Source organism: Paraburkholderia fungorum (genome assembly GCF_046027215.1).
GTDB lineage: Bacteria > Pseudomonadota > Gammaproteobacteria > Burkholderiales > Burkholderiaceae > Paraburkholderia > Paraburkholderia fungorum_D.
Genome location: NZ_JAQQEN010000002.1, coordinates 963,572 through 990,132, shown reverse-complemented (window position 1 = coordinate 990,132; position 26,561 = coordinate 963,572). Strand labels below are relative to the sequence as shown.

Annotated in this window: 22 protein-coding genes; 6 read left to right on the top strand and 16 right to left on the bottom strand. The window is 62.5% G+C overall.

Features of this window, described 5'->3' with window-relative positions; genetic code table 11:
* Positions 1 to 68: 68 nt before the first annotated feature.
* From PQR27_RS25060 to PQR27_RS25045, 4 genes are all read right to left on the bottom strand, one after another.
* Positions 69 to 1,169, bottom strand: coding sequence for an SDR family oxidoreductase (locus PQR27_RS25060; protein ID WP_408526324.1), 1,101 nt, complete (start codon positions 1,167 to 1,169; stop codon positions 69 to 71).
* A gap of 61 nt (positions 1,170 to 1,230) precedes the next feature.
* Positions 1,231 to 2,508 (bottom strand): Vi polysaccharide biosynthesis UDP-N-acetylglucosamine C-6 dehydrogenase TviB, encoded by a 1,278-nt coding sequence (gene tviB, locus PQR27_RS25055; RefSeq protein WP_408526323.1) that lies wholly within the window; start codon positions 2,506 to 2,508, stop codon positions 1,231 to 1,233.
* Positions 2,509 to 2,590: 82 nt separating this feature from the next.
* Positions 2,591 to 4,837, bottom strand: coding sequence for a succinoglycan biosynthesis protein ExoP (locus tag PQR27_RS25050; RefSeq protein ID WP_408526321.1), 2,247 nt, complete (start codon positions 4,835 to 4,837; stop codon positions 2,591 to 2,593).
* Positions 4,838 to 5,167: 330 nt separating this feature from the next.
* The gene (locus tag PQR27_RS25045) at positions 5,168 to 6,154 is read right to left on the bottom strand and encodes a hypothetical protein (protein WP_408526320.1); all 987 of its coding nucleotides are present in this window, start codon (positions 6,152 to 6,154) and stop codon (positions 5,168 to 5,170) included.
* A 751-nt stretch (positions 6,155 to 6,905) separates the two neighbouring features.
* On the opposite strand from PQR27_RS25045, the gene PQR27_RS25040 reads away from it, so the two are divergent.
* Entirely contained in the window at positions 6,906 to 8,042 is a 1,137-nt protein-coding gene (locus PQR27_RS25040; RefSeq protein ID WP_408526319.1) for an MraY family glycosyltransferase, read from the top strand.
* A 64-nt stretch (positions 8,043 to 8,106) separates the two neighbouring features.
* Here the strand turns inward: PQR27_RS25040 and PQR27_RS25035 are convergent, their stop codons facing one another.
* Positions 8,107 to 9,264 (bottom strand): GNAT family N-acetyltransferase, encoded by a 1,158-nt coding sequence (locus PQR27_RS25035; RefSeq protein WP_408526318.1) that lies wholly within the window; start codon positions 9,262 to 9,264, stop codon positions 8,107 to 8,109.
* Positions 9,265 to 9,621: 357 nt separating this feature from the next.
* Here PQR27_RS25035 and PQR27_RS25030 point away from each other — a divergent pair, with 357 nt between their 5' ends.
* Together PQR27_RS25030 and PQR27_RS25025 are read left to right on the top strand one after the other, a co-directional pair.
* On the top strand, positions 9,622 to 11,172 hold the full coding sequence (locus tag PQR27_RS25030; protein WP_408526317.1) for a phospholipase D family protein: 1,551 nt from the start codon (positions 9,622 to 9,624) through the stop codon (positions 11,170 to 11,172).
* Positions 11,173 to 11,332: 160 nt separating this feature from the next.
* Positions 11,333 to 11,503, top strand: a complete 171-nt coding sequence (locus PQR27_RS25025) for a hypothetical protein (protein ID WP_408526316.1) — start codon at positions 11,333 to 11,335, stop codon at positions 11,501 to 11,503.
* A gap of 54 nt (positions 11,504 to 11,557) precedes the next feature.
* Here the strand turns inward: PQR27_RS25025 and PQR27_RS25020 are convergent, their stop codons facing one another.
* Positions 11,558 to 12,766, bottom strand: coding sequence for a GNAT family N-acetyltransferase (locus PQR27_RS25020; protein ID WP_408526315.1), 1,209 nt, complete (start codon positions 12,764 to 12,766; stop codon positions 11,558 to 11,560).
* A gap of 552 nt (positions 12,767 to 13,318) precedes the next feature.
* Here PQR27_RS25020 and PQR27_RS25015 point away from each other — a divergent pair.
* The gene (locus tag PQR27_RS25015) at positions 13,319 to 14,362 is read left to right on the top strand and encodes a rod shape-determining protein (RefSeq protein WP_408526314.1); all 1,044 of its coding nucleotides are present in this window, start codon (positions 13,319 to 13,321) and stop codon (positions 14,360 to 14,362) included.
* A gap of 57 nt (positions 14,363 to 14,419) precedes the next feature.
* Here PQR27_RS25015 and PQR27_RS25010 read toward each other — a convergent pair whose 3' ends face one another.
* From PQR27_RS25010 to PQR27_RS24965, 10 genes are all read right to left on the bottom strand, one after another.
* Positions 14,420 to 15,208 carry a GntR family transcriptional regulator gene (locus PQR27_RS25010; RefSeq protein ID WP_408526313.1) on the bottom strand — a complete coding sequence of 263 codons (789 nt, stop codon included), beginning with the start codon at positions 15,206 to 15,208 and terminating at the stop codon, positions 14,420 to 14,422.
* Between the two features lie 35 nt (positions 15,209 to 15,243).
* The gene (gene hpxZ, locus PQR27_RS25005; protein ID WP_408526312.1) at positions 15,244 to 15,630 is read right to left on the bottom strand and encodes an oxalurate catabolism protein HpxZ; all 387 of its coding nucleotides are present in this window, start codon (positions 15,628 to 15,630) and stop codon (positions 15,244 to 15,246) included.
* Positions 15,621 to 16,316, bottom strand: coding sequence for a cysteine hydrolase family protein (locus PQR27_RS25000; protein ID WP_408526311.1), 696 nt, complete (start codon positions 16,314 to 16,316; stop codon positions 15,621 to 15,623). Before PQR27_RS25000 ends, hpxZ begins: the two co-directional genes overlap by 10 nt.
* The gene (locus PQR27_RS24995; protein ID WP_408526310.1) at positions 16,313 to 17,926 is read right to left on the bottom strand and encodes an ABC transporter ATP-binding protein; all 1,614 of its coding nucleotides are present in this window, start codon (positions 17,924 to 17,926) and stop codon (positions 16,313 to 16,315) included. The genes PQR27_RS25000 and PQR27_RS24995 overlap by 4 nt, the downstream gene beginning before the upstream one ends.
* A gap of 2 nt (positions 17,927 to 17,928) precedes the next feature.
* Positions 17,929 to 18,621 carry a biuret amidohydrolase gene (biuH, locus tag PQR27_RS24990; protein WP_408526309.1) on the bottom strand — a complete coding sequence of 231 codons (693 nt, stop codon included), beginning with the start codon at positions 18,619 to 18,621 and terminating at the stop codon, positions 17,929 to 17,931.
* Positions 18,622 to 18,668: 47 nt separating this feature from the next.
* Complete coding sequence (locus tag PQR27_RS24985; protein WP_408526308.1) at positions 18,669 to 19,595, bottom strand: ABC transporter permease; 927 nt, start codon at positions 19,593 to 19,595, stop codon at positions 18,669 to 18,671.
* Positions 19,588 to 20,703 (bottom strand): ABC transporter permease, encoded by a 1,116-nt coding sequence (locus tag PQR27_RS24980; RefSeq protein WP_408528292.1) that lies wholly within the window; start codon positions 20,701 to 20,703, stop codon positions 19,588 to 19,590. Before PQR27_RS24980 ends, PQR27_RS24985 begins: the two co-directional genes overlap by 8 nt.
* 31 nt (positions 20,704 to 20,734) lie before the next feature.
* Positions 20,735 to 21,832, bottom strand: coding sequence for a BMP family ABC transporter substrate-binding protein (locus tag PQR27_RS24975; RefSeq protein WP_408526307.1), 1,098 nt, complete (start codon positions 21,830 to 21,832; stop codon positions 20,735 to 20,737).
* A 22-nt stretch (positions 21,833 to 21,854) separates the two neighbouring features.
* Positions 21,855 to 23,711: an allophanate hydrolase gene (gene atzF / locus PQR27_RS24970; RefSeq protein ID WP_408526306.1), complete on the bottom strand. Its 1,857-nt coding sequence runs from the start codon at positions 23,709 to 23,711 to the stop codon at positions 21,855 to 21,857.
* Between the two features lie 200 nt (positions 23,712 to 23,911).
* Complete coding sequence (locus PQR27_RS24965) at positions 23,912 to 25,081, bottom strand: MFS transporter (protein WP_408526305.1); 1,170 nt, start codon at positions 25,079 to 25,081, stop codon at positions 23,912 to 23,914.
* 429 nt (positions 25,082 to 25,510) lie between these two features.
* On the opposite strand from PQR27_RS24965, the gene PQR27_RS24960 reads away from it, so the two are divergent.
* Together PQR27_RS24960 and PQR27_RS24955 are read left to right on the top strand one after the other, a co-directional pair.
* Complete coding sequence (locus PQR27_RS24960; protein WP_408526304.1) at positions 25,511 to 26,221, top strand: SDR family NAD(P)-dependent oxidoreductase; 711 nt, start codon at positions 25,511 to 25,513, stop codon at positions 26,219 to 26,221.
* Between the two features lie 60 nt (positions 26,222 to 26,281).
* Positions 26,282 to 26,509 carry a tautomerase family protein gene (locus tag PQR27_RS24955; protein WP_408526303.1) on the top strand — a complete coding sequence of 76 codons (228 nt, stop codon included), beginning with the start codon at positions 26,282 to 26,284 and terminating at the stop codon, positions 26,507 to 26,509.
* Positions 26,510 to 26,561 lie beyond the last annotated feature (52 nt).

The following is a 26,561-nucleotide window of genomic DNA, read 5'->3' as shown; positions in this document are numbered from 1 at the left end:
TCGGGCGATACGCAAATGATCGGGGTGAATCTGCGGGAGCTTACTTCGCCACGCGCCGAGTTGGGGCATCACGCGCTCACCCCCCCCGCCGCGCGCACACCGGTAGCGAGGTTGTGCGGGGCGTCGCCCGACCGGCCACGCTCCGCGATAAAGCGCACATACCACGGCATCGCCACGGTAAGCCCCTGCAGAAGCGGGATGCGCTGTTCGTAGCCGAGCAGCCGCTCGGCTTTCTCGACATTCGCCTGTGAATGCCGGATATCGCCGGCACGCATCGGTCCATACACCGGTTGATCCGCGTGCAACGCGAGCCCATGGCTCGCGAGCGTTGCCTTCAGGTAGGCGTACAGTTGATTGAGCGTCGTGCGGTCGCCGACGGCCACGTTGTAGACCTGATCGCGGCTCGCGTCTTCGGCACAGGCGGCAAGCAGATTCGCCTGCACGGCGTTGTCGACGAAACAGAAATCGCGGCTGGTCTCGCCGTCGCCATTGATGACCACCTCTTCGCCGTTGATCAGCGCGGCAGTCCAGCGGGGAATGACGGCCGCATACGCGCCGTCCGGATCCTGACGCTGGCCGAACACGTTGAAATAGCGCAGGCCGACGGTCCGCAAGCCGTAGTTGCGCGCGAACACCGACGCGTACAACTCGTTGGCGTACTTGGTCACTGCATATGGCGACAACGGTTGCCCGATGCGATCTTCGACTTTCGGCAGGCCTGGATGGTCGCCGTACGTCGAGCTCGAGGCCGCGTAGGTGAAGCTTTTCACCTGCGCGTCGCGCGCCGCTACCAGCATGTTGAGAAAGCCGCTGATATTGACCTCGTGCGTCGCGATGGGATTCTGCACCGAACGCGGCACCGAGCCGAGCGCCGCCTCGTGCAGCACGTGATCGACATCCTTCGCCGCGGCCGCGCAATCCGCGAGATTGCGGATATCGCCTTCCATGAAGCGGAAGCGCTGCCATTGCGCGGCGCTGACGAGCGAGCGTACTTCGTCGAGATTGCGGCGGTGGCCGGTCGCGAAGTTGTCCAACCCCACCACACGCTGGTCGAGCTTGAGCAACGTCTCGAGCAGATTCGAGCCGATAAAGCCTGCGACGCCGGTCACGAGCCATGTCTGCGGATGCTCGACTAGCTCACGTCGTAAGCGTTCATAGCGATTTGACATCCAAGTCCCCTAGCAATGACGATTTTGTTTCAACGTCGATGGCCGGTCGGCCCCGTGATTGCTAGAGACGTAAATCACTCGACTCTGCCGGCAGCACATATTTCAGGTCGTACAGCACATGCTGAGCTTTGCCGAACGCGCGCAATCCCTCGGCGCCCAACTCCGCGAACTGGCGATGCGCGACGGCAACGATGGTCGCGTCGTACACGCCCTTGGCCGGTTCGTCGATCGGATCGAGCCCGTACTCGTGATGCGCCTCTTCCTTGGATACCCACGGATCGTAGATGTCCACCTGCACGCCATAGCTCTTCAGGCCCGCAACGATATCGACGACGCGCGTATTGCGCAGGTCCGGGCAGTTCTCCTTGAACGACAGGCCGAGCACCAGCACCCGCGCACCGGGAATATGGATATCGGAACGCGTCAGGGCCTTGATCAGTTGCGAGACGACATACTCACCCATGCTGTCGTTCAGACGCCGCCCGGCGAGAATGATCTCCGGGTGATAGCCGATCGACTGCGCCATGTGTGTCAGGTAATACGGATCGACGCCGATACAATGGCCGCCGACCAGCCCGGGCCGGAACGGCAGAAAGTTCCATTTCGTACCGGCTGCCAGCAGCACCGCTTCGGTGTCGAGCCCGAGCTTGTTGAAAATAATCGAGAGCTCGTTGACGAGCGCGATGTTCAGATCGCGCTGGGTGTTCTCAATGACTTTGGCGGCCTCGGCGACACGAATGCTGCTCGCCTTGTGCGTGCCCGCCGTGATGATCTCGCAGTAAAGCGCATCGACCACTTCCGCAATTTCCGGGTTCGAACCCGACGTAATCTTGCGAATGTCGGTGACACGGTGCAGCTTGTCGCCGGGGTTGATCCGCTCAGGGCTGTAGCCGGCGAAGAAGTCCACGTTGTACTTCAGACCCGACACGCGCTCGAGCACCGGCACGCAATCGTCCTCGGTCGCTCCCGGATAAACCGTCGACTCGTAGATCACGATGTCGCCCGGCTTGAGCACCGCGCCGATCGTTTCACTCGCGCGAATCAGCGGCCCGAGGTCCGGGCGCTTGAAGCGGTCGATCGGTGTCGGCACCGTTGCAATGAAAACATTGCAACCCCTGAGATCTTCGATATCCGACGTGTAGCTCATCCCCGTCGCCGCCGTCAGTTCTTCCTCGCTGACTTCGAGCGTCGTATCGCGCCCTTCGCGCAACGCTGAGATGCGCGCGCGATTAATGTCGAAGCCGACGACCGGACGGTGCTTGCTGAACTCCACCGCCAAAGGCAGGCCGACGTATCCAAGGCCGACAACTGCAAGGCTTAGTTCGTGTGACTCACGCATAACCCAATCTCCCCATGAACAACCGATGCTGAGGGCGCGGGTTCAGATCCCGCGCCATTCGAGTGTGGATGGCCGCTGACGACTACTTGTGCTGCGCGTCGTAGTCGTATGCGACATAGGCCCTGCTGCCATAACGGCGCGCGAGCGCGTAGTCCACGGTGTGCATATTGGTGCCGTTGAGCAGTACACCGCTGACTCGCGAACCGGTTTGCGCGAGACGTTTGACGGCTTCCTCGAGTTCTCCGGTACGTGTGTCCGCAAAGCGCGCGACGAGGAACAGCGAGCCCGCGACAGGCGCCATGATCCCGGCGTCCGACACCACCAGCACGGCAGGCGCGTCGATCATCACGATGTCGTAGCGCGCCGAGACGGTCGACACGATGTTCCGGTAGACCGGCGACATCAGCAGTTCCGCCGGGTCGGCCGGATACGGGCCGGTTTGCAGCACGTCAAGACGCGGCAGCACGTTCTTTGCAATCGCGGTGTCGAGTTCGCAGGTGCCCGCCAGCACGTCGGCGAGTCCCGGTCCTGGAGCGAGGCCGACATAGCGATGCAGATGCCCCTTGCGCAAGTCGGCGTCGATCAGCAGGACGCGCTTGCCGCCTGCCGCCAGAATCGCTGACAGGTTGGCCGACAGGAACGACTTGCCGATTCCGGGCAGCGGCCCTGCGAGGATCACGATGTTATTGCGCGCGCTGATCAACGCGAATTGCAACGCCGAGCGCAGAATGCGCAGCCCCTCGACGGACGGATCCTTCGGATACAGCGAGGCAAGCAGCAGGTTTTCACCCGTCTTTTCCTTCATCTTGCGTTCGAGGAGTTGCTGCTTTTCGCTCAGCGGAATCGTCGCGAATACATTCAGCCCCACGCGTGATTCGATCTCCTTCGTATCCGTAATGCCGCGGAATACGTAGTCGCGTGCGATCGCGAGCCCGATACCGCACAGCAACCCGAACACGGTCGACACCAGCATCACGAGCCACTTGACGGGCTTGACCGGCGTCTCCGGCACGTCCGCCGTGTCGATCAGCTGGGCGGACCCGGCCTTGCCGGCCTGAATCACGCGCAACTGCTCGATGTTATTGCGCAGCGACGTATAGAGATCGGTGTTGACCCGCACATCGCGCATGAGACGCATCGCGCCCTGCTGCTCGGTCGGCATCGATTTGACTTCGCGGCCCAGATCGGAGAGGTAGCTCTGTGCGGAGGCGATCTGCTTGTCGAGCGCCGTGACAGCCGGATAGCTCGCCGAGAACGTCGCCATCAACGTGTCGCGCCTGCGCTTCAGATCGATCATCTGCGTGGTCGCGTCGGCGCTGCGCTGCAGCAGCAGGCGCGCTTCTTCGTTCATGTCGAGCAACGCGTGGCTGTTGCGATAGGTGTTGTACGCGTCTTCCGCGTCCCTGACCTGGCGCGCCATGGTCGGCAGCTGGCTTTGCAGATATTCGAGCGAGTTCTTGGCGATCACCGCCTTGCGTGCCGCATTCCATTGCTCGTACTGGTGGCCGATCTCGTTGATCGCCGCCGTAGCACGGATGGCATCGGTGTTTTCAAGCGAGACCTTCAGCACGCTCGACTTCGCGCCCTGTTCCTTGATCTTCACGCTCTTCTGCAGGCGGTCGACGGTCAGTTGCCGCGATTCGCGCGTGACGTCGAAGGTGGCGCCGGGGCGTCCTTCAAACGAATTGACAAGCAGCGTGATCGGGCCACGAGTCGTCTCGAAGCGCACGATGCCGCCCGCAGTGCCGATCGCGCCCTGTTCCGGAAGTCCGGGCCCGCTCAACGAATACTGCCCCTTCGTCAATGCCTTGAGCGTGTAGGCCTGACCCAGATATTTATCCGGTACGTCGAACGAGGAGACCTTGATCGACTCGCTCCCCCACACGTAGCCGCCCATTCCCAACAGCCCGGGTTCGGAGAGGCCGTCGCCGCGGCGTGCGATCCACGCGCCGATAACGGGCAGGTAATGCGGCTTCGCGTCGACGTAAAGACGCAGCGCGTCAACCGCACGCGAGATGATCAGCCTTGAGCCGATCACCTGGATTTCGCCTTCAGCAGAAGACTTTTCGTCGAAGCCCGGGGAGATGTTATTCAACAGGTCGTTGCCGTCCCCTCGGGGTGGCGCGCCGGTCGAGTCCTCAACCTTGATGAGGACACTCGCCTCGTAGACCGAGGGGCTTAAAAACGCATAGCTCGCGCCGACCAGCATCATGAAGACCGTCGTGACAATAATCATCACGCGGTATTCGATGAGCGCATCGATAATCGATGCAAAACCCGCCTGCTCGGTCCGGTCGCTGCCTGCTTCCACCAATGAAGCCTGTCTCATGAGCGTCTCGCTAAGATCTATTCTGGCTGCACTTGTCGCGTGATTTCCCCGAAGCCAATCTGTCGCGTCGTGGCGTCGCGCGCATCCGGCATCGGATGTCGAACTCGCACTTGCAGATTGCACCGTGGATGGACATCACACCTGGCCCACGGATACCTAACCGTATCAGTGGCGTATGCGGACGGTATGTACGGGAAGGCACACAAGCATTTGATTCGCCGGCTTAACCGTTTACCGGCGCTTTGGCATCACACAAAGCTAGTGTTTTTCCGTCATAGCGCAGATCGGTGCGACGCATGGATGACTTCCGTCATCCCGGTGACATCGATGCTAGGGAATGATTCGCTGATTGCTCACGACGATCTCGGGCCCGCTTGCCCGGTCGTAGTTCTCGCTTCTTAGCGTTGCGATGCGCGGACTCACCCAGGTGGGTGAATTGATGACGATGCGCCCTTTTACGACGTTGCCCTTCAGTTCGAGCCCCGAGATATTCAGTGGGGCAACCGCTGAGGATTCGTCGCGATGGTTTGTTATTTCGATCTGAATGTCCTGCGGCCTCGGCCCGACAAGCATTTGCAGGTACATCAGAATGCCGGTGCGGCAGTTGCGGGTGGTCGGGCTGACAATGCGGATGTTGCGCAGGATGTCGAGGTTGCTGTTCGGTTCGATATCCAGTCCCGCGGACGGCAGCGTGCCGCCAATGTTCTCCCAGACAGGGCGCTCGAACACGATGTTGGCGCCGCTGATGATCGACACGCCCTGCCTGCGGCAGCGGGAAGCGTGATGATCGAGCACCCGGATGCCGTTAGACCATTGGTTCTTGCGCGTGTAGCTATTGGCGATGTAGATGCCGTCCCCCCAGCATCCGGTCGTGACGGGTGAAACGAGCGTGATGTTCGAGCTGCCCGCAATGGAAACACCCATGCCGTAGCCGTTAATGCGCGGATCGTTCGGCGCGGTATTCAGTTCCTTGCTGCCGTCGAGTGTCGCGTGTTCGAGCACGACATCCTGGATGTCCCAGACGCGAAAGATCTGATAGAAAGCTTCGTTGTGCGGGAGAAGCTTGATCGAGGCACCCGGCGCAAACCGCACCCGGCTGCCGCTTCGCAGATACAGGCCCCGTACGTCGATCCGGCAATTGCCGGTGATCAACAGCGTCTTGCCGAGCGACTGGTCGATCGCTGTCTGCAAGCTCGCCCGGTCGTTGGAGAGCCCATCCCCCTTTACGCCGAACGACTTGTCCGTGACAACCGCGTTGGCGGGCGAACTGGACGCGTACGCGGGCTGCGCAGCTTCAGTCGAAGTCAGCGCGAGCAAAGGGAGCGTCTGGATAAAGCGACGGCGTCCCCTCGAGCGGGGGGCGCCCCGCCCAACCGAATCCTGTGCGGATGTCGATTTTCTGCTCATGGCCGACCAGCAAAATCACGCTGCCTTTCAGTAGCAAGCATATCCAGAGTCCCCGGCGAGGTGCATGTCCGTTCCGTCCAGCGCGAGTGATCCAATTAACACCGGTCACTTTTCGATGGCTTACCTCGAAATACGGACTAATATTCCCCCAATAAGCCAGACATAAAATATCCGGCCATACCCTATAAGAAAAAATGCGTCATTTCGTATGACATGAAGCAATCCTAACATAATCAAAGCCATAAGATTGAGGGTCATTCTAAACAGATCGAGTCAACCGGCGCACTCGAAATTAAAATCAATCGGCTTATGTGGGGTGCCACACATTGGCGCGTCCCGGAACACGGAGAACTGTGCTAGCGGCGGGTCTTCACCGTGTTTCAGCGCGGATTTCCGGGGCATTGTGCTGCGAGTGTGCGGACCCGCTCAAACCAGGGCAAACGGCGGCGCGAATCGTCTTGAAGGGAGCGTTTTTTTGCCTATGATAAAGACGGCCGGAGACACACCGTTGATTCAACCCATTAGAAAGACTGAGACGACCCGATCCAAATCCCAAATGACCTAAACTCGACCTAAACGCACAGGCGGACGATAAACGTATCCCCGTTAATACGAAACGTTCGGAATGTCTACCCACCGCTGAGCCGCAGAGCTGGATACCATGCTTAATCTTACGCTAAGCTTTATTAGTTCCTTCCTCGTCACCATGCTGATCGTTCGCTATGCCGGTGTCTTCGGCAAGCTTTCGATGGACTACGATCTCAACGGCGTGCAAAAGAATCACGCGCACGCCGTGCCGCGCGTTGGCGGTGCCGGTCTTTTTTGCGCGACGTGCGCTACCTGCATGATTGGCGCGCTGTTCGGAAGTAATCCACGCGACGAAACCATGCTGCTGCTGGCTGCGGCCGCCCCGGCGTTCGGTAGCGGCCTGCTCGAGGATCTGACCAAGCGCGTCAGCCCGCGCATGCGCCTGCTCTCCGCGATGGCCGGCGCCCTGCTTGGCGCATTTCTGCTGGAGGCCGTTCTTGTGCGGGTGGATCTACCGCTCATCGATCGGGCGCTGAATGTCCTACCGATTGCGATGGGGCTCACGGTGCTGATCGTCGCCGGGCTCACCAACGCCATGAATATCGTGGACGGGATGAACGGCCTCGCCTCCGTGACCTCGATCCTGATCTTCGGCTCGATTGGGTATGTTGCTCACGATGTCGGTGACTGGTTCGTCATGAGCGTTGCGCTGACCATGGTGGGCGCGATCCTCGGCTTCGTGATCTGGAACTACCCGGTCGCATCCATTTTTCTCGGAGACGGCGGCGCGTATTTTTCAGGCTTCGTGATGGCTGAATTGCTGGTGGTGCTGATTTCGAGGCATCCGAATGTGTGCGCCTGGTACGCCGTGGTGGTGGCGATTTATCCGCTGTTCGAAACGGTGTTTACGATCTACCGGCGGCGCATCCTCAAGGGCCGTCCGGCCAGTCAGCCGGACGGACTGCATCTGCACACGCTCATCTTCAAACGGATCGCCAGACGCGGCGTCGAACCCGGACAGCCGCACGTGCGCGGACGCGGAAATGCACAGACCTCGCCTTACCTGTGGTTGCTCACGCTGATCGGGATTGTTCCCGCCACGCTGTTCTGGCAAAGCCCGCTCGTACTCGCTGGCGCTGCTCTCGCGTTTGTTGCCACCTATCTCTGGCTCTATTCCAGCATTGTCCGCTTCAGGACACCGCGTTGGCTGATCATGGGACATCAATCGGTTATCACGCCGTCCACAGCCGAAAAGACGCGGCATCGTTGAGATGCCGCGCTGTGCGCAGAGCGCGCGGTCTGCGCGCTCTGCTTACTCCTTCAGTTCAATTCAATCAGTTCAGTTCTGACGTCGCATTTGCCGGGATGCCTGCCGGCGCTTGCTGATCCTCCGCCTTCCGCACTGGCCTTGCACGCAAGCGCTTGATTGCCATTTTCGCTTCGTAGCCGGCACGTCCCCACCACGTCGAAATCGCGAGGAACGATGACGTCGTGTACGTGCCGCCCGCGGTCCAGAACGATTTATATTGTTGATCGCCCGGGCCGAAGTCGAAATCGAGTCGGTTATCGAATGCCCACTTCACGCAATCGTCGATCAGCACCGTGCTGGGCGCAACTTTGGAATGGGCCAGATCGTAGGTATGCGCGACGAGATAGGCGCACGTGGCTCGCACGGCAACAATGTTCACGGCCACCGTCACGTCATCGAGCGTCAGCACGAATACGCGGAACGCCTGCGTCTCGTACGAAACGTTCGCGAGCAGGTTATTCCAGAACTTGCGGCTCACTTCCGAAAAGGTCCACTGACTCTCGATGTCTTTGTGCTGTGCCCATTCGCGCTTGTGCAGGACAAACCAGTCGATGAGTGCAGGAAGGCGGCTATCGGCTGCGTCGACAATCTCAATCTTGACGCTGCCATGTTTTCTCAGCCGCCGGTCGATGAACTGTGGCCGGGTGCTCTTTCGACCGGGCCGCGAACGGCAAAACGCTTCCCAGTCCTGCTGATCGCGCATGACGGCGTACGGCGTTGGCTCTTCGCTCGCGCGCCGGATCCACGCCTCACGTGTCATGCAACGCAAAAGCGGTGAATCGGAGCGGACTCGCCATAGCTCGAAAACGTCGGCGCGGGTCGCTTTTTTGGCGGCCCGCCACGCGGACTCCACGATCTCATCAACGTCGTGCTCCGGGGCAACCAGAATATCGCTGGGCGAGCGGTTCGCCGGCGTCAGCGGCGTGGCATATTTCCAGCAGCTTCTCCAGAAGGTCTGCCAGGGCCACAGCACGACCAGCCTGCCCTGACGCCGCCCGACGACAACATGGAGTTGGTGCCGGACACCCGTGCCCTTTTCCGCTTCGAGGCTGCTGTCGCAGTACGCGAAGGACTGAAAATACTCGCCGTTCGCACGGTGCCAGAGATCGTCCCATTCGGGTTGAAGCGCGCGAAAGCTCTCGATGTCGTGAATGACTTCAAACGCTATGGCGTCTATTGCCATCGTCCTGCTCCTCGAAGCGGTAGTGATTGGTGTGCGCCCTGTTTTTCACGAAGACTCGCTGCCTGAACAGGACGTACGGTGCTCTCAGAACGTACATCTTCTTTCCGCATGCGTCTATGCGTGCAACCGCACCAACGAAACACTTTTTATCGTTGCCGATGTAAGCGCGCAACCGCTGTGCGCGCCGGCTTTGCGAAGAGTCAGCCACACGCCCCACAACAGTGAGATCAGGCAAGCGGATCGATCCGTTGTACAGTCTCCGGTGCGGGGATTCCCGTATCGGGTGTAAGCGTTTTTTCCAGGCCGGCTTTGATCGGCCGGGAGCGGGAAGCGTTAGAACTGACTGAGAGCATAAGAATGAAGAAGTGTCGACGCCTATTCGCCGTTGTCCTGCTGTTGCTGCTGTCCGCCTGCGCGAGTTTGCCGCCACAAAGTGCCCGCACCGCGACGCATGCCATCGCGCCCTCCACCAGTACCCGGCTTGGCGCGGCCTTTACGCCACCAAAGCAAAATCATCCGGACGACAGCGCTTTTCATCTGTTGCCTGACGGGGTCGACGCCTTGCTTACGCGCATCGTGCTCGCCGACGCCGCGGACCGTACGCTCGATCTTCAGTACTACATCTGGCACGACGATCTGACTGGCCGGCATCTGGCCGCTGCGGTGTTGCGGGCAGCGGATCGCGGCGTGCGGGTGCGCGTGCTGCTGGACGATCTCGGCACCGGCGCGGACGACCAGGTGCTGCTCGCGCTCGCGTCGCATCCGAACGTGCAGATCCGCCTGTTCAATCCGGTCGCCAGCCGGCGCTTCAAGACGCTGGGGACCGCTCTCGAGTTCGGCCGGGTGAACCGGCGCATGCACAACAAGGCGATGATTGCGGACAACGAGGCCGCGATTGTCGGCGGGCGCAATATTGGCGATGAATATTTCGGCGCCTCCAACGACGTTTCATTCGGTGACCTTGACGTGCTGACGCACGGCCCGGTGGTGCGCAAAGTGTCGCTAGCGTTCGACGAATTCTGGAACTCGGAAGCGGCTTACCCGATCGAGAATCTCACCGGCCACAAGGCTGAAGCGGACGCGCTGCCCGCCTATCGCGCGAAACTGGCTGCGTTCATTGAATCGCAACGTGACACGCCCTACGTGACGCGGGTGAAACAACGCTATACCGAGACACTCGAAACGCAGGAGGTCGATTTCTCATGGGGCAAGGCAACGCTGCTCTACGACGATCCATCGAAAATCACCCGCTCACCGGACGATCCTGAGGGACACCTGATGTCCCAGTTCGAGACATTGCGGATCGAACCTGCAAAGGAAATGTTGATCATTTCGCCGTACTTCGTGCCCGGCAAAAAGGGCGTGGAGTGGATGCGCAAGCAGACCGGGCGCGGCGTGCGCGTGACGGTGCTGACCAACTCGCTCGCGGCCACCGATGTCGCCGCCGTGCACGCAGGCTATCAGCGCTATCGCAAGGATCTGCTGGACGCCGGCGTGCATCTGTACGAACTGAAACCCGCCGCGGCCGAAGATCCGAAGCAGAAGAAGACAATGCTGGGGTCGTCGAAGGCCTCTTTGCATGCGAAGACCTATGTCTTCGATCGAAGCAGCATCTTTATCGGCTCGATGAATCTCGATCCGCGATCGGTGACGCTCAATACGGAAATCGGTGTCTTTTGCCAGAGCGACGCGCTCGCCGCGCAAGTCGCCGATGGACTCACGCCGAAGCTCGACCAGATCGCGTGGCGCGTCGAGGAGCGTCCCGACGCGAATGGCAAGCGCCGGATCGTCTGGATCGACACCACCCCCACCGGGACGGAAACCGAGCACGGTGAACCGGGCGTATCCGGCCTCAAGCGAATGGGAATCTGGTTCCTCGGCTTTCTGCCGATCGAATCGCAGCTATGAGGGTAACGTCGGCTCATCTGGCGGCACATTTACCGGCTGGCAACCCTCGCCCAACGCAAGGTAGAGCGTCACACCGTCGCCGGCCAGACTCCTCCGCGCGCCGCAGCAGGCGCGAATTCTGCTACTCGAAAGACCAGCACCAGAAAACAAGGAGAAATCGATGACCCTGCTCATCTATCTTGCCGGATGGCTCATCCTGATTGGCGGCGTAGCGTGGGGCCTCGTCGCGCTGCACGTCGCGCAGCACACGATTGCAATCGTCGCCGTCATCATGCTCGGCGTGGCCGTCATTACCGGCGCTACGCGGGTTCGCAGCCGCGATCGGTCATAGCGGGTCGCTCCCGGTTATCCGGGGTCGCCCGCCTTCGCTGCGCCGGGCACGAACTCATACCGACAGATGCTGCGGCGCCTGGTTGCCGTGTGCGCCACTTTGGCTGGCTGTCGCGCCGGAGGGCAGTTTCGGTGCGCTACTGAAGCGCCGCCACTGCCTCGCGTAGGTGACCAGTTTCAGCGCAAGACTACGGGCGCGCACGGCACACAGCCCCCATGGCGAACTGACGATCTGCATGGTCCATGCAGTGCTCACGTTGTCGCGTCCCCAGTACGATTTGAAGCGTTCCGAGCCCACGCCGAAATCGATGTCGAAGCGATTTTCGAAGGCCCATTTGACGCACGCTTCGACCGCGATCAGGCCTGGGCGGCATTTGCCGTAGTGGGCATCGAATCCGGCGATCACCGCGCTCGCGCATGGGTTGCCGATACCGGCGACCATCGCGGCTACCGGTGCTTCATCCAGCGTGACGACGATCAGACGCGCCATCGAAGGGACGTCGTCCGGACAGATCAGGTGAACCAGGAAATTTCGGAATTCTACCGAATTGAGCCACTCGCCGTGTTTGCCTACACGGTCGCCCCACTCGCGCTTGCATGTGAGCATCCAGTCGATGATGGCGGCCGTTTTGGCCTTGTCCGCTGGATCGACGATGCGCGTGGCAACCTTGCCCTCTCTCGCTAACCGATGCGCGAAGGCGCCGGGCCTCTTGCCGCTCAGCTTGCCTAACGTGCTGCAATACTGATCCCAATCGGTTTCATCGCGCAGTTTCGCGACGTACGATTCGTGCGCTTCGGCCCGCAGCACATGAGGTTCCCGCGCGACGAGCGCATAGAGGTGAAGTCTCTCGCGCAAGTAGGGCAAGTGGATGAAATCGGCGCCGCATCCACGGCGTGCGGCCTGCCATGCGCCTTCGATCAATGCAGGGGCTGCGTCGCCTTCCGCCACCAGCACGCTCGAATAGTCCCCGCCCTCGGGGCTGAGCGGCACGAGGTAGGTCCAGAGTGCGCGCCTGCTCATCACGAGCGGCCAGATCATGACGACCCGCCCGTTTTCGCGGCACACGATGCAACGCAGGTGACGCCCATGCGGTTTTGCCACCTGTTGCCATGCCAGCCAGCAATAGCTGAACGACTGGTAGTAGAAGCCATGCGCTTTTAACCACAGCGCTTCCCATTCATATTGCAAGGCGCGGAATTCAGCTTCGCTGCGGATGATGTCGTAGCTGCGCGTTGCCTGTTTTGCGTGTTTCGTTTGGCCCATATCGCCTCATGTTGAACTGAGCAATATTTTGTGTCGTGGGCCCGCTCAGCGTGGGGGGATGCGCCTGTGCGGGCAACCTACAGGCGCGGACTGAAGCGGGCACGTCAAGATTGCTCCAAATGATGCGAAGGGATGTGTGCGTCGGCGCACTATTTGGGGTGAAACGGTGGAATTGTTTTGGCACCTGCGGTGGGGGGCTTTCTTTAGGCCTTCTTTTCTTTCTTTGTGCTTTCTGTATGCCAGCCGCGGAAGGCAAAAATCCCCATTAAATATTTCGCCTAACATAATCACTGCCTGCCCCATAATCAAAAATCACCCGCGATGAAGGAGCGCCAGATCCCGTGCCGGGTCAAAAGCAACTGCGGCCGCATCAAATGGCTGTCCGAAAACTCACTCCGGCCAAGACCACCCAAATAGCGCTTTGCTCTGCCCCCAGGGCCGAAACTGTTATTCTTCCCACTCTCTCGACCCTCAACCGGTCGCCTGCCGCGCTCGCGCGGCCTCCCCGAGCGGCGCGCACGCGCCCCGGCATCAAGCGAGACAGGAATTTGCATGTTCGGTTTTCTGCGTGGCTATTTTTCCAATGACCTGGCGATCGATCTCGGCACGTCGAACACGCTGATCTACATGCGTGGCAAAGGCATCGTGCTGGACGAGCCATCGGTGGTCTCGATCCGTCAGGAAGGCGGCCCCAACGGCAAGAAGATCATTCTGGCCGTCGGCAAGGAAGCGAAACAGATGCTCGGTAAAGTACCGGGCAATATCGAGGCGATCCGCCCGATGAAAGACGGCGTGATCGCCGACTTCAACATCACCCAGCAGATGATCAAGCGCTTCATCCAGATGGTGCACGAATCACGGATGTTCGCGCCCTCGCCGCGCATCATCATCTGCGTGCCGTGCGGGTCCACTCAGGTCGAGCGGCGTGCGATCAAGGAAGCCGCGCATAGCGCGGGCGCCTCGCAGGTCTATCTGATCGAAGAGCCGATGGCCGCGGCCACCGGTTCAGGCCTGCCCGTATCCGAAGCGACCGGCTCGATGGTGGTCGATATCGGCGGCGGCACCACCGAGGTGGGTGTGATTTCGTTGGGCGGTATCGTCTACAAAGGCTCGGTGCGCGTGGGCGGCGACAAGTTCGACGACGCCATCGTCAACTATATTCGCCGCAACTACGGCATGCTGATCGGCGAGCAGACCGCCGAGGCGATCAAGAAAGAAATCGGCTCGGCCTTTCCCGGCTCCGAAGTCAAGGAGATGGAAGTCAAAGGCCGCAACATGTCGGAAGGCATTCCGCGCAGCTTCACGGTGTCCAGTAACGAAATTCTCGAAGCCCTCACCGATCCGCTGAATCAGATCGTCTCGGCAGTGAAGATCGCGCTTGAACAGACGCCGCCGGAACTCGGCGCCGACATCGCCGAGCGCGGCATCATGCTGGCGGGCGGCGGCGCGCTGCTGCGCGATCTCGACCGGCTGCTGGCGGAGGAAACCGGCCTGCCGGTGTTCGTCGCCGAAGCGCCGCTCACCTGCGTCGTGCGGGGCTCGGGCATGGCGCTCGAGCGCATGGATAAATTTGGCGGCGCTTTTTCTTACGAGTGATTCGTACGGGTGAATCGTGCGAGAACACCCACGCGATTTACCGCAAGCCAAACAAGCTCAGGAAACAAACGGCAGTTTGCTGTCGCGCGCCGCGGCCAGCATGGACAGCGTGATCTTGCGGACTTCGAGCTTGCTCTGCGTGATATGCGCGCGCAACAGGATGATGGCTTCGGTCAGCCGGTTGCGCTCCATCAGGTTCAGCATGGTCGAATGTTCGTCGTAAGTCGCGCTCGTGCGGTGCGGCTTGAGAAAATCCAGCCGCCGTACGATACGAATGCGCTCGGTTACTTCGTTATGCACGCGCAACATTTCCGCGTTGCCGGTGGCGGCGATCAGTTGGCGGTGAAAGTGCTCGTCCATGCCGAACATCTTCACCGGGTCGCTCTCCCGCAACGCGGGCTCGACGCACCAGATCGCCTGCAGCGCCGCGACAGCGGCATGCGCGACATCGCCGCCCGCCCCTAGCCGTTCGACGGCGGCCACCTCCAGAACGATGCGCAAATCATAAAGCTGATCGAGCTGGTCGAAGTTGATCGGCGCCACTTTCCAGCCACGCCGGAAACCGACTTCCAGGTAGCCCTCGCGCTGCAGACGGAACAGGCCGTCGCGCATCGGCGTGCGCGATACGCCGTAGTGCTGCGCGATGCCGTTCTCCGAAAAGCGGTCGCCGGGAAATAGGCGGAAGCTGAAGATATCGCTCTTGAGCTGCTGATACACCTGCTCGGCCAGCGGATTGGCAGCAGCCGGCGCAACGGCAGCACTCGCAGCACCGGGCATGCCCGGCGTGTCGGGGCTTGCGAGTCCGGCAGGCGTCTCCAGCAGATTCGTGGGGTTGTCGTCGTTCATGCGGGCTGATTCCCTTTTTTATTATTATCGGCGTTTCACGGCATGGAGATAAGGCTGACGTGCGCGGCCACGATTTTCCAGCCGTCGGCGGGACCGAGTCTGGCCCAGGTTTGCATCTGACGGCCGAGCAAGGGTGTGGCGTCGCTGGTGAATTCGGTGCTGACCGTGGCGAAGTCCGTGCCGAACGTCGTCACCACGGTTCGATGCAGTTTGCGCGACTTCGGCACCGGCGCACAGGTCTCGCGCCAGGCGCGGATCTCCTCGCCGCCGTGTTGTATTTCAGCGATCCCATAGCGCACCGTTTCCGGCGTGTGCCAGAACAGCGCATTCATCGCGGCGACATCGTTGTCGACCAGCGCCTGCTCGTAGGCGGCAAACGCCGCCTGGACCTCGGCCACCACCGCGGGTTGATTTACTTGCATGCCGGGATCGTCTGGTCGAGGTGCGTGAGTGACGAAAGCGGCGCGGTCCAGCCGACAATGCCGCCTTGTGAGCGCAGCATCTCCAGCGTCGCGTCCTTGAAGCCGGGAAAATAGCTGGCGGTCGCGTCTTCGATCAGCAGGCAGTCGTAGCCGCGGTCGTTGGCTTCGCGCATCGAAGTCTGCACGCAGACTTCCGTCGTCACGCCGGCAAACACCAGATGCGTGATGCCGCGCAGCGCGAGCTCTTCGCCGAGTCTCGTGGCGTAGAACGCGCCTTTGCCGGGTTTGTCGATCACGAGTTCGCCGGCACGCGGCGCAAGCGGCTCGATGATTGCATTGCCGGGCTCGCCGCGAATCAGGATACGCCCCATCGGCCCCGCGTCGCCGATACGGGCATTCGGTGCGCCGCGCAGGCGTTTGGCGGGCGGACAATCGGCCAGATCCGGGGCATGCGATTCGCGCGTGTGCACGACGAACCAGCGGTGACGCCGCGCGAAAGCGAGCAATTCGGCGACTGTCGGCACGATCCCGGCGAGCAGCGACACGTCGTTGCCGAGCGCTTCGCCGAAACCGCCCGGTTCGATGAAATCGCGCTGCATGTCGATCACGACCAGCGCGGTTTTTGCTGGCTCGAAAGCGAAGGGCCCCGGTTGGGCGTCGACGGTCAGCGTGGTGGCGAATGTCATCCGATGGTTTCCTTCGCGGGTTCCGGGGCGAGCGCGCGGTGCGTGGTGGCCTCACCGCCATGGCCGGCCATATGCTGACCAAGCACGGTCCGTTCGGCCAGCGCCGCCGGCGTTTCGAATACCAGTTCACCCGCCGCGATCACCATGATGCGGTCGGCTAGTTCGAGCAATTCGTCGAGGTCCTCGCTGACCAGCAGCACCGCCGCGCCCGCATCGCGCGCCGCCATCAGACGCGCGTGAATATCGGCGACGGATGCAAAATCGAGCCCGAACACCGGATTCGCGACGATCAGCACGTCCACCGGCTGACCGAGCTCGCGCGCCAGCACGGCGCGTTGCACATTGCCGCCAGAGAGCGTGCCGATCGCCCGTTCGGGCAGCGGCGGCCGCACGTTGAACTCGTCGATCAGATGCGCAGCGCGCTCGCGCATCGCGCGCCGGTCGAGCCACCAGCCGCCACGGCGCAGCGGTTCGCGATCAAAGTCGCGCAACGCAAGATTCTGCGCCACGCTCATGCTCGCGACGCAGGCGTTCTTCAACGGTTCCTCGGGAATCGCGAAGACCCGCAGGCGCGTCATCTCCTCGCGCGTCGCGTGATAGGCGCGGCCGGCCACGCGCATGTCGCCGGCTTTCACGCGACGCTGACCGACCAGCGCTTCCACCAGTTCTTTCTGCCCGTTGCCGGAGACGCCCGCGAGCCCGAGAATTTCGCCGGCGCGCACCGCCAGCGTGGCGTGCCTGACTGCCGCGTGACCGCGATCGTCTTCAACCGTGACGCCGTTGAGCGCGAGGCGCACCTCGGCGGACTCGGCCACCGGCTTGCGCGCCACACGCTCCACCGTGACTGCCGCCATGACGGGCGCTTCGCGCGTGGCCATGCTGCCCATCATCCACGCGGCGAGCGCGTCGGGGCTGGTGTGCGCCACCGGACTCGTGCCGACCTGCCGGCCCTTGCGCAGCACAGTGACATCGTCGGCATAGGCCATCACTTCGCGAAACTTGTGCGTGATCATCAGCACGGTCAACTCGCCGCGCGAGGTCAGCTCCCGCATCAGACCGAGTACTTCGTCCGCCTCCTGTGGCGTGAGCACTGAAGTCGGCTCGTCCAGTATCAGAAAGCGCTGCTGCAAATAGAGCTGCTTGAGGATTTCGAGTTTCTGCTTTTCACCCGCGGCAAGCGATGCCACGGGCACATCGAGCGGCAAGCGGAACGGCATGCGCTGCATGAACGCGGTAAGCGCAGCCCGTTCGCCCTTCCAGTCGATTTTCCATGGCAAGCGACCGCGCGCGAGCAGCAGGTTCTCTGCTACCGAGAGGCCCGCCGCCAGCGTGAAATGCTGATACACCATGCCAATGCCCAGCGCCTGCGCGTCACGCGGCGAAGCAATCTGCACCTCGCGGTCGTCGGCGGCGATCTGCCCGTCGTCGAGCACGCCGTAGCCGACCAGCCCTTTCACCAACGTGCTCTTCCCCGCGCCGTTCTCGCCGAGCAGCGCGTGAATCGTCCCGGCGCGGACCTTGATCGAGACGCCATCCAGTGCGCGGAATGCGCCAAACGATTTGCTCGCGTTCAACACTTCCACGCCGAGAGCCTTCGGAACGGTCGCCATGATTATCGGTCCAGGGTGGCCAGCAACGCGGCCGAGTCGGATACCGCGCCGAACACGCCGCCTTGCATGGTGATCATGTGCAGGGCTGCGTCGTGATTGCGCTGGTCGGTTGCGCCGCAACAGTCCGCCAGCACCGTGCATTCGAAGCCGCGGTCGTTGGCTTCGCGCATGGTCGTATGGACGCAGACATCCGTGGTGATACCGGTCAGCACCAGATTGACGATGCCGCGCGTGCGCAGGATCAGTTCGAGATCGGTCGCGCAGAACGAGCCTTTGCCGGGTTTGTCGATCACGATCTCGCCGGGCAGCGGCCGCAATTCGTCGATGATGTTCCAACCGGCCTCGCCGCGCACGAGGATCCTGCCGCACGGTCCGTCGTCGCCGATGCCCAGCCCGTTGGTGCCGGCGCGGCGGCTGCGCCAGCGCTTGTTCGCCGGGAGGTCGGACAGATCCGGCCGATGCCCCTCGCGAGTGTGAATGATCGTGAAGCCCTGCTCGCGCATCGGTTTCAGCACGCTTTTGATCGGCTCGATCGGCGCACGGGTCAGCGACAGGTCATAGCCCATCTTGTCGACATAGCCGCCGTGGCCGCAGAAATCCGTCTGCATGTCGATGATCACGAGCGCGGTGTTGTCCGGGCGCAGGTTGCCGTCGTAAGGCCACGGATAGGGTTTTGCTTCGATGAATCGGGTCATGGCGATGTGATCCTTGTTGGGGTCTTCGGCCGGCGACGGCTGGCCGGTCAGCGTGTCAGGCTCAGTTCGCCCGGCGCGCCGGCCAGCGTTCTGTCCGGACGGCAATTGATGCTCATGATGAGCAGCGTCAGCCCATACGGCGCGGCGTTGTAGAGGTAATAGCCGCTCGTCACGCCGATCGCCTGCAACGCGGGGCCGAGCGCGCCGGCCGCGCCGAACAGCAAGGCGGCCCACAGGCAGCGCAACGGCTGCCAGCGCGCGAAGATCACCAGCGCGACCGCCATCAGCCCTTGTCCGCTGGAAAGGCCTTCGTTCCAGCTGCCCGGATAAACCAGCGAGAGATACGCGCCGCCGATTCCCGCGAATACGCCGCCCACGGCCGTCGCCGCAATGCGGATGCGCGTGAGCGGATAGGCCATCGCCCGCGCCGTTTCCGCGTGATCGCCGACGAGCCGCAGCACCATGCCCCAGCGCGTATTGCGCAAGCCCCATTGCAGAACGAAGGCCAGCACCACGCCGATTACGAACAGCAGGTTGATATGCAGCGCGTTATGCAGTTGCGGCGATGAGGTCCATGTGCCGAGATCGATGAACGGCAGCATCGGCGCCTGCGGTTCGATAAACGGCTTGCCGAGGTAGAACGCGAGCCCGGTGCCGAGCAGCATCAACGCAATGCCGAAAGCGATATCCGACACGCGCGGCAGCGAACACACGAGTCCGTGCAGGCAGCCGAGCAGCAGGCCCACGAAACCGGCCGCGAGCACACCGGCCCACGGCGAGCCGGTCAGAAAAGCGCCCGCGTAGCCGCTCATCGCGCCGGACACGAGAATGCCCTCGAGGCCGAGGTTCACGCGGCCGCCTTTCTCGGTCAGGCATTCGCCGAGGCTGACGAACAGGTAAGGCGTACTGACGCGAATCGCACCGGCAAATAGCGACAGCAACAGAATTACGATGGGCGAGTGCATGTCAGGCATGGGTCTGCTCCAGTTGCACGGGACGGTCGACTAGCGCGGCGGCCTGCAATCTGACGCGCCACGCGGCGATCCGGCCGCCGAGCGCTTCCCACGCCAGCAGGTTGGCGAACAGCAGGCCTTGCAGCACGAGCGTGGTGGCGTCGGGCAGATCGAGACGGCGTTGCAGCAGGCTGCCGCTCGCCTCGATGCCGCCGATCATCAGCGCGCACGCGATGATCGCGAGCGGATTCTGTCGCGCGGCGAAGGCCACGAGAATGCCGGCGTAACCGTAGCCGGCGAGCAGCGAAGCATTCGCGCTGCCCTGCACGGCAGCCACTTCGAACATGCCGCCGAGGCCCGCCGCCGCCCCGCCGAGGATGCACGCGAGCAGCGCCAGCCGGTTGACCGGCAGACCGACGAGCCGCGCCGCGCGATTGCTGCCGCCCACCACGCGCATCGCGAAACCCCGGGTGCTGAACTTCACGAACACCCATGCGGCGAGGCACGCCACCACACCCCAGAACAGACCCCAGTGCGTATCGAGCCCGGGGATCGAGCCGATCATCATCGCGTCGGGCACGGGCAGCGTGGACGGCTTGTTCAGACTCGCGGGGTCGCGTAACGGCCCTTCCACAAGATGCTTGAAGAGCGCGATGGCGATATACGCCATCAGCAGGCTGCTGATCGTCTCGTTGACGCCGCGCCACTGCCGCAAGGCGCCGACCGCGCCGATCCAGACGCCGCCGGCCAGCATGCCGGCAAGCGCCATCAGCGGCGTGGCGACGAGCCACGGCGTGGCGTGCGGCAGCATCTGCGGGACGATCGCCGCGCACATGCCGCCTAGCGCGAGCGCGCCCTCGCCGCCGATCACGATCAACCCGACCTGCGCGGGCAAGGCCACGCACAGCGCGGTAAGCATCAGCGGCGAGGCCCGCAGCAGCGTGCTCTGCCACGCGAAAGACGAGCCGAACGCGCCTTCGAAAATCAGCCCGATCGCCTCAGGCGCCGGCTGTCGCTGCACCAGCAGGAACAGTGAGAACAGCAGCAGCGTGCCGAGCACCGCCAACACGGTCGGCAGCACGGGCAAGAGCGTCAGCAGCACTCTCGCGACAGGGGCATTGGGGCGCATCATGGCTCCTTCGTTCAGGCAAATGCCGTCGTCAGATCTGGCCGACGACGCCCGCCACCAGATAGTTCATGCTTTCGAGCGTGTAGTCGGTCTGCACATGGCTCGCGCCCGAGGCAATCGCCGTGCCGCCTTTGTTGTCCTTCATCGGCCCCTTGAAGATCACGAAATTGCCGGCCACCATGCTGCTTCTGATCGAGTCGGCGTTCTGTCTGGCTTGTGCGCTCACTTTCGCGCCGTACGGCGACATCTTCACGAAGCCTTCCTTCAAACCGCCGCGCAGCACATTCGGTTGCGCAGCCCCGCTTTGCGCGCCCGCCACCAGTTGCCGGTACGGCGTCGCCCAATCCCATTCCGCGCCGGTGAGATAGCCCTTCGGCGCGAGCGCTGCCTGGCTCGCGTGATAGCCGCAGCTCATCGCGCCGCGCTTCTCCGCCGTTTCAACCACCACCTTCGGGCCGTCGACGTGACAGGTCAGCACATCGCAACCCTGATCGACCAGACTGTTGGTGGCTTCCGCTTCTTTCACCGGCATCGACCAGTCACCGGTGAAAATCACCTGCGTGGTAATCGACGGATCGACGGACTGCGCACCCAGCGTGAACGAATTGATATTCCGGAGTACTTGTGGAATCGGTTTGGCGGCCACGAAGCCGAGCTTTTTGCTCTTTGTCATGTGGCCGGCGACCACGCCGTTCAGATACTGGCATTCGTCGATATAGCCGAAGTAGCTGGTAATGTTCGCGGGATTGCCCTGCTTCCACAAACCGCCGCAGTGCGCAAAACGTACCTTCGGATATTTGGCCGCCATCTTCAGCACGTGCGGATCGAAGTAGCCAAACGAGGTAGCGAAGATCAGCGTCGCACCATCCTGTTCGATCATCGCCTCCATGGTTTTCTGCACGGCGATGGTTTCCGGCACGTTCTCTTCTTCCACCACCTTCACGTCCGGCATCTTTTTGATCACATTCGCGGCAACCGCCTGGGCCTGGTTGTAGCCATAGTCGCCCCGCGCGCCGACGTAGATCACGCCGACGGTCGTCTTCGGCGCGGCGAACACCGACTGGATGGGCAGGATGTTGCCGAGCGTCAACAGGCTGGCGCTCTTGATGAAATTGCGGCGGCTGGTCATGTTGTCGATTCCTGATTGAGAGTTAAAGAGCGTTGGCCATGGCGCTGTCGAGATAGGCCAGCCAGCCGCCAAACGAGGTGATGTCCGTGGCGCCGCTGTCGTCGCTGACCGCGGACGGCTCGCAGATGAAGCCCTTCACGGCGCGGCCGTCGGCGAGTTGCAGCGTGCCGATGCCGAGCGGCGCAGGCACGTCCATCACGAATTTGCCGAACGCACGCAGCGGGACTTCCCAGACTTCCACGGCGATGGGCTGGCCGCTCTCGCCGCCCTCGCCGTTCATGCGGACCAGTCCGGGCTTCGGCGGCTGAGTATTGGCGAGCGCATAGAGGCGATAGCCGGACGCGGTGTGCGTCGCTTCGATAAAGCGTGCGCCAGCCTCCTGAAGCTGCCAGTTCAGCGGCTGTCCACGCAGATGCGCGCCGACCACCGCGAGCGCGACAGCCGGCTCCTGAAACGGCAATGGCTCGACGGTGGCCGGCACGGTCCCGGCTTCGGCGTCGGTGAAGAGCGCCTGAATGCGTGCGCCGAGTTCAGCAAGACGGCGGTCAGCGCCGCTCGGAGCGATCAGCGTGACGCCGGCAGGCAGGCCGTCGCGGCGGCGCGCGCACGGCACGGCCAACGCGCATAGATCGAGCAGATTGACGAAGTTCGTGTAGTAGCCAAGCTGGCTGTTCAGTTCCACCGGATTGGCCTGTACGTCCGCAATCAGCGGATGGGTCGGCGTGGTCGGCACCACCAGGATATCGATCGTCTCGAATAGCTGTTCTGCCCGGCGCTTGAGATCGGCAAGCGCGTACTGGCCGTTGAAGGCATCGGCCGCGCTGAAGCGGTCGGCCTTGCCGATCACCGTCGCCACCACCGGATCAATGGCTTCGTGATGCGTCTCGAAGAAAGCACCGAGCGCGGCGCGCCGCTCAGCCACCCACGGGCCGTCGTAGAGCAGCGCGGAAACCTGCTTGAGCGGGTTGAAATCGATGGGCGTGGCGGCGAGGTGCAGACGTGTCGATAAGGTGTCGAGCGTCGCGGCGAACGCCTGGCTGGCTGTTGCGTCGCCGTAGAATTCGAGGTGGTCCGGCACGCCGATCCGCGGGCTCGAATACAACAGGCCACGGCTTTGCACCTTGCGCGAGTAGCCGTCGAGCGGATCGAAACAGGCGATGGTGCTGAGTACGTGCCATGCATCGCCGACGTCGTGCGCGAACACCGAGATCGTGTCGAGGCTTCGGCACGCCGGCACGACGCCGCGCTTGCTGACCAGTCCCAATGACGGCTTCAGGCCGACCAGCCCATTGAAGCCGGCCGGCACGCGGCCTGAACCCGCCGTGTCGGTGCCCAGCGAGAAGGCCACGCTACCTGACGCAACTGCGACCGCGGAGCCCGAGCTCGACCCGCCGGAGACGCGCAGCGGAAATGCGGTGTGGCGCACCGCGCCATACGGCGAGCGCGTGCCGACGAGGCCCGTCGCGAACTGATCGAGATTGGTCTTGCCGATCAGGATCGCGCCGGCGTCGATCAGACGCTGCACGGCGAAGGCCGACGCGTCCGGCGTATAGCTGAACGGCTCACACGCAGCCGTGGTGGGCAAGCCGGCGACGTCGATATTGTCCTTGACCGCAAACGGCACGCCGAACAGCGGCATGCGCCTGAAGACGGCGCTGCCCTGCTCTTCGTAAAGCGCTTCGAGCGCGCGGGCGCGGCTTTGCAGGTCGGTGGCCGGCACGCGCAGGATCCAGACTTCAGGCCGGTCGAATGCGTCGATATGAGCGAGCGTAGCGTCAACGACTTCGGATGGCGTCAGCCGTTTGGCGGCATACGCTTGGAATAGGCCCTGGGCCGTCTGTGGTAGAGAAATAGGCACCTGTTTTTCCTTGAGTTCCATCTTGAATACAAGTTTGGACTCAAATTAGCAGGAGCTATGCCAGGGGCGTTTACGGCCCGTTAGAACGGCGTGAAATCCTTGCCTGGATTGGGTTTGCGGTTTTCGAGCGGAAGCTTCGCCATGTTGAGCGGGCGCGTCTGGAGCGGCGCCTGATGGTGCAGCGCTCCCCAACTCGGGGCCGCGCGCCCCGCATTCGCGCCCTACACCTTGGAGAGCGACGCAACGCCCCGCTTGTCCTGCACGATGGCGAGCAGGAGTGCTGCCAGGCCGCAAGTCGCAAGGAGCGCGATCAATGCGCTCTTGCCCATATGGACCAGCACCCAGCCGCCGAGCGCCGGAAAGCCGAACGTGCCAACAAAATAGGCCACGACAAACCACGTCAACGCGGCCTGCCGGTAGATCGCCTCGGAATCGTTGACTGCCTGTGCCTGAACCACCGGATAAACGAGCCCGTAACCGGTACCGAGCAACACGGCGCTGGCTGAATGGAACATCGCGTCATAAGGCGTTGCGAACATCGCCGCGATGCCCAGCACCATGATGACAAGCAGCACTTTCGTGGCGGCTTCGCGCCGCACCCTGATCACGAGCCGCGCAAGCAGCCAGCGCGCGGCCACGACGGTGACCGCATAGAGGCTGAAAAAGGTGCCCGCTTGCGCGCGCGTGCCCTGCACCAGCGACATCTGGAAGTTCATCAAGCCTGAAAACACGCAGGCGCACAGGGCGATGATGATGATCGGGTAAGCCGCGCGGGTACGGGAAATGACATGAATGTCGCGCAGCCATTGCTCCTGCACAGGTGACGTGGACGAGCGCGGCGCGACCCGACCGAAGATCTCGAGCACCAGCGCCGCGATGACGCACAGGCCGCCCACCAGGTAGAGCACGCTGCTGAGCGCCCAGTGCAACGAGTGAATCGCAAACGCTGCCAGCGCCGGGCAGCCACCGACGCCCGCCATCTGGACGGTGCCGAAGCGCAGGAACCAGAAGCCGCGATCGGCATCGCTCGTGCGCTCAGCGAGCGACATCGGCGCGGCGACACAGAACGCCCCCCAACCGAAACCCACGAGGAAACCGGGAATCACGTTCAGCGCGCCCAGCCGCTCGATCAGCGCGAAGCCGGCCACGCCCGCGCCGATGCAAAGTGCTGCGAACGCGGTCATGCGCGCGGCGCCGATGCGCTGCGCGAACCAGCCGACAAGCGGCACGCCCAGGAAGGTGCCGACCATGGCTTCCGCAAGCGCTACGCCTGTGTCGAGGTCATTGCCGCCGAGAGTATGGAAATGCATCGACAGGAGAAACGTTGCGCCATACCCGCCTGCCGCGAGCAAGGTGCCGATGAACACAAAAATGGCGCTGAATGGGCGCATGAGGTGGCTCCGCCGCCGGGACTACGTTGTCGGTGCTACGTTGTCGGTATTTCGCCCCTTCGACGACCGCGTCGGCGAAGGCCTTCGGTGCTTCCCGCGGGCGCCGGCGGCCCGCACCGCTGACAATACGATGTCCCCGCAGTGCTGACAATACGGCGTCTCTGGCTGCCGGCGAATGGATCGGAGCCGCCGGCCCCTGCACCTTCGTGACCCACATGGCTTGAGCGACCGGCTCTCGCCTGATTCACATAGCGTTGCCCGGAGCGCAAGATTGCCGCGTCGGGCAGACGCCTGATTTGTTCCTGCCACGCATTGCTGTTTGTCCATGACGGGTATTCGAACTCAGCGTCAATTCGCCTACATTCACCTCCATCGGCGCCACCGGCCCGGCCGGCAAGGAAGCCGAATCAAATCAACTGGAGGATTTTCATGAGCAGCTCACAAAAAGTCGTCGTCGTTACGGGTGCATCGCAAGGCATTGGTGCGGAAGTGGTCAAGGCGTTCCGCGAACGCGGTCACCGTGTGGTCGCAACGGCACGTAGCATCAAGCCGTCGAACGATCCTGACATTCTGACGGTAGCCGGCGATATCGCCGATCCGGAAACAGCCCGCCGCGTGATCTCGGAAGCCGTGGCACGCTTTGGCCGCGTCGACACGCTGGTCAACAACGCCGGCATCTTCGTCGCCAAGCCTTTTACCAGCTACACCGCGGAAGACTATGCAGCGATAACGGCCGTGAACCTCAATGGCTTCTTCCATATCACGCAGCTCGCGATCGCTGAAATGGAAAAGCAGTCGAGCGGCCACGTTGTCACCATCACCACCAGTCTCGTCGACCACGCGATCGATGGCGTGCCTTCAGTTCTGGCATCGCTGACCAAAGGCGGCCTGAACTCGGCCACGAAGTCCCTCGCGATCGAATACGCGAAGCGCGGCATTCGTGCGAATGCTGTCTCGCCGGGCATCATCAAGTCGCCGATGCACGGGGTGGAAACGCATGCAGCGCTCGGCGCGCTCCATCCGGTCGGTCACATGGGCGAGATGAGCGATATTGCGCAAGCCGTGCTGTATCTGGACTCGGCGCCCTTCGTGACGGGCGAAATCCTGCACGTCGACGGCGGCCAGAGCGCTGGTCACTAAGTACCCTCGGGCGCCGCGGTCCGGCGCCTGTTTGCAGCAAGCGTAATCAAGGAGAGCGACATGCCTATTGTCACGATTCAGGTCACCCGCGAAGGCACGAAGCCTGGTGCGACGTCGGTCACCGCCGAAGAAAAAGCCCAGCTGATCAAGGGCGTAAGTCACTTGCTGCTCGACGTGCTGAACAAGCCGCTCGAAGCGACCTTCGTTGTGATCGAGGAAGTTGAAACGGAGAACTGGGGATGGGGCGGGCTGCCCGTGGATGAGTATCGCAAGAAGTTGCGGGGTTGAGCGACGTAAGTCGCGCTGTCGGGTTGAAGCCTCTACCCTGCAGCCCGCGGCC